At 46.2% G+C, this 12784-nt stretch carries 10 protein-coding genes and 1 pseudogene; all 11 read right to left on the bottom strand.

Going from position 1 to position 12784, the window contains the following annotated elements; genetic code table 11:
* Positions 1-264 precede the first annotated feature (264 nt).
* The 11 genes and pseudogenes from fliJ to KUL49_RS10800 all read right to left on the bottom strand — a co-directional run bounded on the left by fliJ (position 265) and on the right by KUL49_RS10800 (position 12635).
* Positions 265-711: a flagellar export protein FliJ gene (gene fliJ, locus KUL49_RS10850; RefSeq protein WP_014948635.1), complete on the bottom strand. Its 447-nt coding sequence runs from the start codon at positions 709-711 to the stop codon at positions 265-267.
* Between the two features lie 72 nt (positions 712-783).
* Positions 784-2118, bottom strand: a complete 1335-nt coding sequence (gene fliI / locus KUL49_RS10845) for a flagellar protein export ATPase FliI (protein WP_014948634.1) — start codon at positions 2116-2118, stop codon at positions 784-786.
* Complete coding sequence (gene fliH / locus KUL49_RS10840; protein ID WP_131137287.1) at positions 2111-2893, bottom strand: flagellar assembly protein FliH; 783 nt, start codon at positions 2891-2893, stop codon at positions 2111-2113. The genes fliI and fliH overlap by 8 nt, the downstream gene beginning before the upstream one ends.
* Before the next feature lie 39 nt (positions 2894-2932).
* A complete protein-coding gene (gene fliG / locus KUL49_RS10835; RefSeq protein WP_014975903.1) occupies positions 2933-3973 on the bottom strand; it encodes a flagellar motor switch protein FliG in 1041 nt (346 codons plus the stop codon).
* Between the two features lie 12 nt (positions 3974-3985).
* Complete coding sequence (fliF, locus tag KUL49_RS10830) at positions 3986-5680, bottom strand: flagellar basal-body MS-ring/collar protein FliF (RefSeq protein ID WP_014948631.1); 1695 nt, start codon at positions 5678-5680, stop codon at positions 3986-3988.
* Positions 5681-5692: 12 nt separating this feature from the next.
* A complete protein-coding gene (fliE, locus tag KUL49_RS10825; protein ID WP_014948630.1) occupies positions 5693-6028 on the bottom strand; it encodes a flagellar hook-basal body complex protein FliE in 336 nt (111 codons plus the stop codon).
* 241 nt (positions 6029-6269) lie between these two features.
* Positions 6270-7607, bottom strand: coding sequence for a sigma-54 dependent transcriptional regulator (locus KUL49_RS10820; protein ID WP_039224852.1), 1338 nt, complete (start codon positions 7605-7607; stop codon positions 6270-6272).
* A gap of 16 nt (positions 7608-7623) precedes the next feature.
* Positions 7624-8766 (bottom strand): PAS domain-containing sensor histidine kinase, encoded by a 1143-nt coding sequence (locus KUL49_RS10815; protein ID WP_131137286.1) that lies wholly within the window; start codon positions 8764-8766, stop codon positions 7624-7626.
* 136 nt (positions 8767-8902) lie between these two features.
* Positions 8903-10366, bottom strand: coding sequence for a sigma-54 dependent transcriptional regulator (locus tag KUL49_RS10810; RefSeq protein WP_131137285.1), 1464 nt, complete (start codon positions 10364-10366; stop codon positions 8903-8905).
* Between the two features lie 163 nt (positions 10367-10529).
* Positions 10530-11327: a flagellin gene (locus tag KUL49_RS10805; RefSeq protein WP_131137284.1), complete on the bottom strand. Its 798-nt coding sequence runs from the start codon at positions 11325-11327 to the stop codon at positions 10530-10532.
* A gap of 161 nt (positions 11328-11488) precedes the next feature.
* Positions 11489-12635 (bottom strand): annotated as a pseudogene (locus tag KUL49_RS10800) (ISAs1 family transposase).
* Between the last annotated feature and the right edge of the window lie 149 nt (positions 12636-12784).

Below are 12784 nucleotides of genomic sequence, written 5' to 3'. Positions count from 1 at the left end.
AACTTGATGCCATTTCATCGCAAACCCACCAACGCTTACTTTAATTACAATCACTTAGCATTACTTAGTCAGCATGTATCGCTATGATTTTTCGCTACGGCCCTTAGTCGCCCTCGCTAAATTTCAAACGCTATACTGTGTGATGAAACTCAAAGAAACGATGATTTACCGTAGTAGCGATTGCAAAGTAATTACGTCGCGCTAGTACATTATGAAATGGTTTTTGCAAGGGTTGAGCCAAAGTGGCAGAGGCTCGACTAATTATCAGAAAGGCGAGCGCTTAGCTCTGAAAAATCGTTGGGTAGCAAACTCATCCATCATGGCCTGCTCAGCTCTGGCTTCTTTTTTCTGCTCTGCTAACTTTTTCTTATCTAGCAACAAGGTAACAGCTTTCACTTTTTGTTGTTGCTTTAGCCAAAGCTGCTTTCGCTGATCCGCCGCCATTTGTGCACGAGCAATCACTTGCATCTGTTGTTCGCACGCTTTATCCAGTTTTCCAACGAAGGATAAATGCTGCTGATAATAGGTAGCGGTAACACCTGCTTGACCGGTTTGTTGAATACCTTTTATGTAGTCAATGCGGTACTGCTCAAGACTGGTTAGCTTTTGCTTTTGCTGATTAACGTTCTGTTGGGCCTGTTTGTAGTATCGGGCTTCTCGCTGCTCTTTTTCGCGCTCGAATTCGGCTAAACGTTCTAATTGTTTAGACATTATGCGATACCTTTTGGAAAGTTGATGACTTCTGGATCATAGGCAAGCTAACTTGCATTGCAGCGCTATACATTAGCCTTGCCCCAGCCCTTTAGCCAGTGCAGCCATGCCTTCTAAGCTCTCGTCATACGGTATGACTTGTTTCATCCCTTGCTGCAATAAAGCGTTGATTGCAGGCTCTGCGCGAATTGCCAGATCAATACGCGGGTCTGATCCTTTCGCATAAGCGCCAATAGAAATGAGGTCTTGGTTTTGTTTGTAGTTTGAGTAAACCTGGCGAATACGACGCGCCATCAATTGATGTTCTTCGCTCACGACCATAGGCATTACACGGCTTATTGACGCCTCAATATCAATAGCAGGGTAATGACCGCTATCGGCAAGGGTTCGCGACAACACTACGTGACCATCCAAAATTGCGCGAGCGGCGTCGGCAATGGGGTCTTGCAAATCGTCACCTTCGGTTAGCACCGTATAAAAAGCCGTTATAGAGCCCTGTCGTTCGCTGCCGTTACCTGCACGTTCTACTAGTGCGGGCAGCCGAGCAAACACCGAAGGCGGATAACCTTTTGTGGCCGGTGGCTCACCCACAGCCAAAGCAATCTCGCGCTGCGCCATGGCATAGCGTGTTAAAGAATCAATCAGCAGCAGTACTTTCATGCCTTTATCACGAAAATATTCAGCGATAGTTACCGCCGTCTCACAGCCCTTTAAACGCATAAGCGGTGAAGTATCGGCTGGCGCTGCCACTACAACCGCCCGTTGGCGTTCTTCTTCTGTCAGTATTTCGTGAATAAACTCTTTTACTTCTCGGCCACGCTCACCTACAAGCCCAACCACGACCACATCGGCTTCACAGCCTCGGGTCATCATGCCAAGTAGCACACTTTTACCCACGCCACTTCCTGCAAAAAGCCCCATACGCTGACCAACGCCAACCGTATTTAACGCATTGATGGCACGTACGCCAACATCCATAGGGGTGTTGATTGGACGGCGAATGAGCGGGTTCATAGGAGGACGCGTGGTGGGAGCTCGCGCTTCGGCATTGATTTCACCCAGTCCGTCAAGGGGCTGACCGTTGCCATCGACCACACGACCCAACAGTCCCATACCTACCGGCAAACCGCTTTGCCGGTTTAACGGCATAACGCGACTCCCTGGCACAATACCGCGAACCGCTTCAGTGGGCATCAAATAGGTAATATCATCACCAAAGCCAACTACTTCAGCTTCTATTTCGCCTTCGATGGTTTGCACTAAACATTGACTGCCCACCGGCAGCTGGCAACCTACAGCTTCAAGGGTAAGCCCTATGCCCCGGACTAATTTTCCCGCCGCAACAACGGGTGGCGATGTCACTTGTTTAGTAAGTGATTCAAAATGGGCATGCCAAGGGCTAGTCATTAGATAAACCTTGGTTTAAAAGAAACTTATCGATAACGTCGCGGCATCGACGCTCAATCGACACATCTACGGCATTTTGCGCAGTGGTAATGTCACAACCACCGCGTTCCATTGCTGGTGCTTCAACCAAATTCCAGCCTTTTTTGGTCATTTCCTCTTCACCAAAATACGCTTTTACCAATTCAATATCTTCAGGATTCATATGAATTTGATAGTCAGCTTGATTAATTGGTAGCGCCTTAATACCTTCGCTTAACGCCTGCATTATAACCTGTTGGTTAGTACTTACCTCTGTTTTAATAACTGCTTTTGCAAGAGTAACGGCGAGTTTTACCAATTGATCTCGGGTTTCATCGTTGGCTTGCGAGAGTGGGTCGTGAAATTTTTCAGCAAGCATTTGCCACACTTCGGCTTGTGCCGTCATTTGCTGGCGGCCTTCTTCAAGCCCTTGTTCAAGTCCTTCGGTGTGACCTTGCTCTTTACCTTCCGCTAAACCTGCTTCAAGGCCTTGCGCTTTTCCTTCTTCAAAACCTTTTTCTTTACCTTCCTGATAACCTTCATCATAAGCAGCCTGACGTATAGCTTCTATTTCTTCAGCGGTAGGCGGCTTAATCTCTTCCTCAACTTCAGGCGGTTCATACTTCCAGTCCGAACGTTTGTTTAACGCATTGGTCGGCTCGTTTTCTCGGGGTGCAGTAGGGTCATCAACGAAAGGTAGGTCCCATTTTTTAGCTTCATTTACTTCGTTTTCGCTGAAACTTTTTTTGGCAGTCATATATTTACCTAGGCTAAATGAGTGACGGGACTAGCGTTCCTACAGGAACTCTTCGCCACCGCCACCACCAAGCATGATTTCACCAGAGTCAGAAAGTCGACGGGCAACAGAAAGGATCTCTTTCTGCGCTGTTTCCACTTCACTAATACGCACAGGACCGAGCGCTTCCAAATCATCATTAAGCATTTCAGCAGCACGCTTAGACATATTGCGCATAATTTTGTCTTTAAGCTCTTCGTCAGCACCTTTAATGGCTTTAAGCAGCGCGTCTTGCTGTACTTCGCGCAGTATGGCCTGAATACCCTTGTCGTCTACATCGACTAAATTGTCGAATACAAACATCAGGTCTTGAATTTGCTGGCTCATCTCTTCGTCTTGCTCGCGAATAGCATCCATCAACTGACCTTCTATCGCGGTATCTAGGTAGTTCATAATGTTCGCTGCAGACTTCAAGCCGCCCATTTTGGCTGCTTGTGTACCCGCTTGACCTGCAAACTGTTTCTCCATGATTTCGTTCAGCTCTTGTAGTGCAGCCGGCTGAACTTCCTCTAGATTTGCTATACGCATTAGCAAGTCGAGTCGCACTTTTTCAGGGAACTGCGCCAATATTTCAGCACTTTGTTCAGGCTCTAAATAAGACAATACGATAGTTTGAATCTGCGGGTGCTCATTGCGAATAATGCTGGCTACTTGCTTAGAATCCATCCACTTCAATGAGTCTAGGCCTTTTGCACCGCTTCCCATCAGGATTTGATCAATTAGGTTTGCGGCCTTATCTTCACCTAACGCGGCTGTGAGCGCACGTTTAACAAAGTCTTGGCTTTGGAAGCCAATGGTACTGTAATTCTGAATTTCTTCGATAAAGTGCTTATGAACCGCCGTAATTTTGGTTTGCGTCATATCGTCCACTTTTGCCATTTCAGTACCGAGCTTTTGTACTTGCTTGGGCTCTAAGTGTTTCAATATCTGGGCGGCGTCTTCTTCAGAAAGACTCAGCAGCAAGATGGCCGCTTTTTCTACGCCTTCTAATTTACTGACGTCGTATGACGGCTCGTCAACATTGGCAAGTTCTTCAGCCATAATCTTATCTCACTACTCGTCTTGCATTAACCAGCCCTTCACTACTTGGGCTGATAACTCAGGTTCATTGGCCACAAGGGCACGTACGGCTTTAAGTACATCTTCATCTTTGTGCAGGTCAGGCAGCATGAGTGAACCATCTGGCGCAAAACCTACCTGTCCTTCGTCAAAGTCAGACGTTAACATGCTAATGGTGTCATCGCCTAAATCTAAGCCTTCGTCTGCATCAAATTCATCGGCGTCGTTCGACTCATCAGGATTAATAAGACGACGTAGCATAGGACGAATCACGAAGATGATAAGCACTATTATAACCAAGCCACCAACAACTAGCTTAAGAATTGGTAGAAATCCGGGCTGCTCCCAAATAGGCGCGTCTTCAATTTCCCCTGCGTCCATCCGAGTAAAGGGCACGCTTACAACTTCTAACGAATCACCACGGGTTACGTCAAAGCCAATGCCGCCCTGTAAAAGCCTACGAATGTTGAGAATCTCTTCTTGCTTACGCGGTGTTGGCGTCATCGCACCGTCTTCACCCGCAACTTGGGTATAGTCCACCGCCACAGATACACTTAATCTGCGAATAACCCCTGTCTGTTTCTTGGTATGACTGATAGTGGTATCAAGTTCGTAGTTGCGCGTAGACTCTTTTGCTGTGCGCCCAGGCATAGTTTGTTGACTGCCGCCCACTGCATTTTCTGGAATGTTAGAATCTAATGGAGGTTGATTAGACAGTGCACCAGGAATACCGCCAACACCGCCACCTACGCTGTTTTCTTCCATTATCATTTCACTGCGAACTGCAGGTAAATCAGGGTTGTAGCTACGTTGTGTTTGTTCCATAGCTGTAAAGTCCATGGTAACGTCAGCCTGTGCTGTGTAGTTACCTATGCCCAATACTGGAATCAGTATCGCGTCAATTTTTTCTAAGTACTCTTGCTCACGCTGGCGCTCAATTTCATATTCTTTTCTGGCACGAGCACTCATAGAATCTTGAGAGCCTGAGTTAAGCAGACGACCATTGCTGTCTGTTACGGTTACCTTAGACGGCTCCATATTTTGCACTGCAGACGCCACGATATCGACAACAGCATCAACTTCTTCACCTGCAATAACGGCACCGCGCTTAGCCGTTAGCACAACGGTTGCTGACGCTTTCTTCTCTCTTCGCGCAAATACGTTCTCTTTAGGCATAGCTAACAAGACACGGGCTTTTTGAATACTCGCGATATCTTCGATGGTAGCCGCGATTTGTTGCTCGCGGGCGTGTTTTAGACGTTCCATCTCAACACGCTGGCTCACACCAAACCCCATATCCTGCATAATGATATCGGTACCGGCATCAGAGGCCTTTGTTAACCCTTGGCGTGTCATGCCTAAACGGATGTTTTGGAATTCGTCACTTCTTACGTAAACAATATTGCCTTCAAGCTTATAGTCGATTTGGTTTGCATCCATATAATCGAGGGTTTCAATAAGCTCTTGGGTTTCCATTTTCGCAAGTGGACGGTAATCAGGTTCTTGCGACCAGATAAGAATAAAAATAGCGATGGCGACGCAGATTACCAAAACAACCACAAGGGCCATTTGGCGCATCATATCTGCGCTACCTAAAGTGTCCATAAAACCAGATTTGTTTTCTGGCTCATTGTCCACTGCTTGATTTTGATCAGGAACCGTAAGGTTTGTACCTGTAGCTTCAGCCATAACCTACTCCACCTACACCGGCATATTCATTATTGTTTTATAGGCTTCAAGTACTTTGTTACGCACTTGAACAGTGGCTTCAAAAGCAATGCCTGCCTTTTCTTTCGTCAGCATAACTTGAGCTAGGCTTAAGTTAGGGTCGCCCATTTCAAAACGCTGCTGCGCGTCTTTAGATTCGAGCTGCATGCCGTTTACACCATCTACCGCATTCTTTAGCATGGTCGAGAAATCACTTGCCGAGCTATTAACTTCACTAAGCGGCTGCTGTTGAGGCTCATTAACTTGAAGACGAGTTTGCCCAATCATGTTCTGCATTTCTTGATACAAACTATTGGCTTTAACGTCCATAACCACTCCTAGTGCTTTTTCGAGACCGCCTGAACATCGGCGTATAACTTATGTATAGAGGGGATTTAGCAAAGGGCTTGCCAACTTTAAAAAGCTATATATATCAACAGGATACATTAAAAGAGAGAGGGTTAGCCAAATTTATGGCGTTTGACTTAGTGTGAGCAACAAAAAACCGCCGCCTTCTTTACTACAGAGGCGACGGATAAGGACGAGGAAACCGAAAGTGTAGAAAGCGACCTTATGCGGGCACTTCAATACCGTCTTCGCGCATGCGCGCTAATTTGTAACGAAGGGTTCTTGGACTAATGCCGAGCTTTTCTGCCACATCTTTACGCTTGCCGTTACACGACACCAATGTATCGAGGATAATTTGGTGTTCTTGGTAACGAAGCTCAGACCCTAACCTATTTTCTTCAACATGCTCTTGCAGTGTTTCAACAGGTGCCGTCATGTCTTCGTCAATCATTAAATCGCTGGCGTCGATTTCATTGTGTTCACATAAAATAAGCGCCCGTTGAACCACGTTTTCTAGTTCGCGAACGTTCCCTGGCCAGCTGTATTGTGACAGCTTATTGCGTGCTGCTGCGCTTAACCTGATAGTACCCAGCCCTTGAGAACTAGCGTGACGCTGAACCAAGTGTTCGGCAAGAGGGACAATATCACCCGGACGTTCCGAAAGCGGGCGCCACTCGATAGGAAATACATTTAAGCGGTAGTACAAATCTTCTCTGAACTCTCCCGCATCCACTGCTTTTCTCAAATCTCGGTTACTTGTAGCAATAACACGGACGTTGAGCTTAACGGTTTTACGTCCGCCAAGACGCTCTACTTCGCGCTCTTGTAACACGCGTAGCAGTTTAGCTTGAAGCGCCAAATCCATCTCGGTTATTTCATCAAGTAACAGCGTACCGTCTTGGGCTTGTTCAAATTTACCCGGGCAAGCTTGGATTGCGCCAGTGAACGCACCTTTTTCGTAACCAAACAAGGTCGCTTCTAGCATGTTCTCTGGTATGGCTGCACAGTTGATGGCGACAAATGGCGCATCACTTCGCGGCGACTGATCGTGAATATAGCGAGACAGCACTTCTTTACCCGAACCGCTTGGTCCCATTACCATCACAGTGGCGTCGGACTTCGCGACTTTGCGAGAAAGCTCAAGTAACTTCAAGCTTGAAGGGTCAGCAACAATAGGCGTGCGAGACTCTATTTTTTGAGCCGGCGCGTAGCGTCCCACTAAATTAAGCAGTACTTCTGGGGCAAACGGTTTTGATAGATAGTCTGTAGCGCCATCGCGCATTGCCTGCACGGCATCATCAATAGTGGCATAGGCTGTCATCAATAGCACCGGCATATTGGGGTACTTAGTTTTGATACTTTTAAGTAGCGTTAAACCGCTCATTTCGCCCATTTGAATATCGCTTACCACTAAATCGACGGAGCGCGAAGACAGCACCATTAACGCTTCTTCAGCACAGTCAGCGGCAACAACCTCATAGTTACCTAACAGAAGGGTGTCTAGGAGTGCTTCGCGTAATCCTGCGTCATCTTCAACAATTAAAATGGTAGTTTTAGACATTATTCTCTCCTATGACCTACGCAACATGAGTCAATGTTTGTGAAGATTGAGCGTTCACCACACACGGCAAAGACACACTAAAGCACGCCCCACCTTCTGGCATATTTGATACGCTAAGCAAACCGTTGTGGGCGTTTACGACGGATTTAACAACCGCAAGACCAAGGCCCGTGCCATGAGTTTTAGTTGTGAAAAACGGTTCAAAAATTTTGTTTTTGAGTTTATCCGGTACGCCAGGACCTTTATCTATAATGGCCACATGCAAACGTTCATCAGACACTGCAGTTTCTACGTGCACGCACTCCCCTTTCGGAGTAACTTGGCTCGCGTTGTGAACAAGGTTTAATAACGCGCCTTGAAGCGCTGTAAGATTACCGGTAATAGATACGTTTTTATCGAAGCCGCTAAAAGTTAGCGTTTGCTGTGCTTGAGCCGTCATGGTTTGGGCACTGCCTTCAATTGAAGTAAACAACTCTCCCAAGCTAATTTGGCTGACCACTTGTTCTTCCCCTGACTTAGCGAAAAGCAGCATGTCGTTAACCTGACTCTCTAGCTCTTTAAGCCTGTCAGTTAGCTTGTTTGCAAATTGAGTTTGTGCTTCTTGTCCCAAGCCTTTGCGCGTTAAATTAGACGCATAGAGCATGGCCGCAGAAAGAGGCGTACGAATTTGGTGAGCAAGGGATGCCACCATTTTTCCGAGAGAAGACAGGCGCTGCATATGACTCACGCGTGCTTGCAGTTGCCGCGTTTCGGTTAAGTCGGTAATAACAATTAATTGCCCAGGCTCATTTTCTAATGGCGTGATAGAAAGCTTCACTCGGCGACCGTCAACAAGTGAGACTTCATGGCCGTCATCAGCGCGAGGCTTGAATGAGCGCGTGATAATACTTCGCCACACTTCCTCTTCCAGCGGTTCACCTAACAGTGCTTTCGCTTGTTCATTGGCTTGGCGTACGATCCCTTTGCCGTCTATAACGATAACGCCCGCAGGCATTACCTGAAGTAAGTGTTCAAGTCGACTCGCCTGCAACCGCAAAGACGAAACATCGTCACTGCTTGAGGGGTCGTATTCATCACGAGATATCGCATTATCAATACTATCTAACGCATAGCTTGATGCTGAGTACTCAGTTGATTGTGGTGTGCTGTCAAAAGCCATATTGCCCTCGTCAAATTGCAGACGCTGTTAAACTATGGCTTAGATAAAGCAGAAGATGTGCCAATTCATCATTGGCTTATTTTTCAGTTAGATAGGATAAAATTATAGAAGAAAGCGCTACGTCAATTACCTGACATTACGCTTCTTCAGTACGTTGAATATCGTACTTCCGCATTTTCTCGACGAGCGTTGTTCTGCGCATACCAAGTTTGTCGGCAGCTCGAGCCACCACCCAATCTTGATTGTCTAACGCCTGTCGAATGAGGTTTACTTCCAACTCAGAAAGGTACTCTTTGAGATTAACCCCTTCCTCAGGTAAAGATGAAGAAACCATTCCGTTCAAACCCTCATGGCTTTGCTCGTTAAGATCTTCTTCAGGCTCTTGCGCGGCCGCTTCAGCAAAGAGTGCATTGAATGCTTCACGCTCAAGAATTTCTTCGGGATAATCAGGCTCGTAAGCCTGTATATCACCGTATTGATATTTCTCAGGTAAATCGGCGATATCAACGATTTGACCAGGATAAAGAATTGTTAAGCGTTCAACCAAGTTAGACAGCTCACGAACGTTGCCCGCCCATTCGTGCTCCATTAACGAGGCGATCGCTTGCTCGGTAAAGCGCACACCTTCAACCCCATCACCTTGGATACGACTATTTAGCTCTTGGAGCAGTAAGGGGATATCGTCTTTTCTTTGTCTGAGTGCAGGGCTATCAATTGGGAACACGTTGAGTCGGTAATACAAGTCCTCACGGAACTTGTCTTCACTGATCATGGTTTCCAAATTGCGGTGCGTCGCGGCGATGATGCGTACGTTACATTGAAGGGGCTTGTTGCCGCCTACGCGCTCGAAGGTACGCTCTTGTAACACGCGCAATAATTTAACCTGCATCTGAAGCGGCATATCACCGATTTCATCCAGAAACAACGTACCGCCTTCCGCTAACTCAAAACGGCCTTTACGCGCGCTGATTGCGCCAGTAAACGCGCCTTTTTCGTGACCAAACAGCTCGCTTTCCAGCAGTTCGCCAGGAATTGCACCGCAGTTTACCGGAATAAATGGCCCGTCTTTGCGTTCAGATAAGAAGTGAACATTACGTGCAACGACCTCTTTACCTGTTCCAGACTCACCTAGAATCAAGACAGTGGCATCAGTTGGAGCAACCTGTTCAACTAATCGACGAACTATTTGTATTTGTTCGCTTTTACCAATAAGGCTTCTGAACAGTCGCGTCTTTGTTCCCGATGTACGAGACAAGCTCGGTTTGCGCCTTGAGTATTCTTGGCAACGATGGATAGCTTGGGTCAAAACGGGATAGGTTAATGGCGTTGCAATAACGCTAACGAGATTGCAACCTGCGGTTGCTTGGCTATTATTTTCAACCAATGCTACAAATGGTATGTGAGGAAACTTCTCAACCAGTCCGCTGACTATGGCTGGCGATATGTGCTCAATAAGAACAGCATCAGCCCCACTATCTTGCAAATACCGTTCGCAATCACTAAAGCCTCGCGATTGACACGATTCTCCCATGAAGGTAACGATAGTTTCCAAGTTTTGAATAAGTTCCTGGTTGTCACTAACCAGCAAAATGTTCTTCATCAATTCCCCGAGAACGCTTTGTTATTATTTACAGTTTAGCGCATTTATAAATTGTAACGACAAAAGATCGGAGCGCAACCGCTGTTTTCGGAAATGTATCAATAAAAAAAGCAGGTTACCCTGCTTCTTTCGATTAATTTTAGCAAAATTAACGTATGTCGGTTTAACTCAACAGTGATAAAACCTGACTTTGCTGTTGATTCGCTTGCGCTTGAACGGTTAGCGCCGCCTGACCAAGCACATCGTTTGACGCCTGCTGTGACGCAGCTTGAGCAAAATCAAGATCTTGTATGCGGCTACGCGCTTCAGCGGTGTTGACATTAGCTTGAGTAAGAGAACGCGCCGCACTTTCGAAACGGTTTTGAGTAGCACCTAAATCGCCTCGCGCGTTACCGAGCGTTTCTATTGCAGCATCAGTTGCACCTAGCGCATCTTCAATGCTGGTTCCCGACGTAATATCGATAGACAACACATCGTTTAATTGAGCTGCAACATCTTGTGTATTGACGCTTATTGATTGGCCCGCACTTGAACCTGATTGGAATTCAAGTGAGCCATTTTCAGATAGTAACGGCTTGCCAGCAAAATTCGTCTGCTCAATGGTTTGGGAGATATTCTCTTGTAGCTGTGTTATTTCAGATTGGATAGCACGGCGATCACCACTGCTTAAAACACCATTACCAGATTGTAAGGTAAGTTCGCGAATGCGGTTTACATCGTCATTGATGCTGCCTAAACCACCCTCTGCAACCTGCGCCACCGAAATTCCGTCGTAAACGTTATTAATAGCCTGGCGGTTGCCTTCTACTTCTGAAGTTAACCGGTCGATGATTTGCTGGGCTGCTGCGCCGTCAGTTGCATCGTTAATTTTCTTACCACTGGCAAGCTTTTCCATCAAGGATTCTTGCTTCTCTTGCACTTGGCTGAGAAGTGAGGACGTTGAATTGATGTTTACTTGCATAATTTTCCCGAGTATCACAATTTTATTGAATATAGCACAAAGCTGTACAAGTTATAATCAAACCTACGTATATCTAATAATACTCTCGCAACAATAACTATAAAATTAAATTCAGCTAGGAAATTTCATAGCCTGTCTAACTAGGGCGAGAGCATGAAAGCTCAATTATTGTTCAACGCTACCAAACCTGCTGCTAACACCATCTCTAGGTAATCAGTGCTGCCATGTGCGCGTTTTTGTTTCCGTGGCACACTCACTTTTCTGGTTGTCTCAGCACGAAGCATATTTAAGGCTAACTTTCTCGCCCCCCGACAGTATTTCGGCAGCATTGCCACGATATATCTGACATTCATCTTCTTTCATTGAGACATCAAGCACTCAATGAAGACTATTTTCTACTGCCCAGTGGCTACGTACTGCATTGGCAAAGCGTGCTTTAGTCAAATGGGCTGAACTGATGTAGTACCGGTATTCCAAAGATTCTTTACCGTTTTTGGGTTGCCGGTAGCTTAACGTAGCGCCCATCATTTTTAGCCCTTTCCATTCCGGGAATCTATCGATTAACGATGCCGCGTCCATAACATTGTACGCTCTTGCTTCGTCTCGTCCATGATTTTTCTCCAGGCAAATGACTTCCTGGTTTATGGCACCCGAAAGCTCATCGCGCACAGCATCGTGCAGCTCTTTTTGATTACCTTTCAGGGCCAGAAGGTAATCACCTCCGCCCTCTACAACCTTCTCGGCAATAGTAGTTTGACAGCCCATCGCATCTATCGATATCAAGCAACCTTTGATATCCAGCAGGTCAAGTAAGGCTGGAATGGCCGTGATCTCATTCGACTTACTTTGGGTCCTAATCTGCCCTAATACCACATTATTTTCTGTGGCAAACGCATTCACCATATGGATGGCTGATTGCCTGTCGTCACGATTGTAAGAACCGCAAAGCCGTTTACCATCAATCGCAATTAGCTGCCCGTCGGATAACTCTGCGACTGACTGCATCCAACCTATAAAAAAGCGCTGGAACTGTTCACTATCGACTCTTGATATGACTCGGGCGATAGTTTCATGAACGGGCAATCCATTCTTGAATAGTCCGTTCTGGCTGAACCAGTCAAAGTGCAAATCACCAAAATCTTCGATGTCTTCCCAGCCTTTGGCTCCGGCGATAGAAGCGCATACTACGAGGAATAAAATATCAGTGAATAAATGCGCCACCTTAGCGGACTGACGAGGATCTTTTAACTCACTAAAAAACTGTTCAAATACACCTGTACCGGTGACTCTATCCGCAAAAGAGAGTATGAGATCACAGTCACTATATTTCGTCCAGCTGTAATATTTCTTGATAAATCAGTTGGTCGATAAATGTTCGCGATCTTGCCCTGCCTGTCTAACAATAATTTGCTACCTCATTTGTTTATAGTCGGTCTAAAATCGCGTCGGCTGTTATC

The organism is Alteromonas sp. KUL17 (assembly GCF_006538305.1).
GTDB classification, from domain to species: Bacteria; Pseudomonadota; Gammaproteobacteria; order Enterobacterales; family Alteromonadaceae; genus Alteromonas; species Alteromonas macleodii.
Note: the sequence above shows the minus strand (reverse complement) of the source record. Positions and strands in the feature narration are given on the sequence as shown.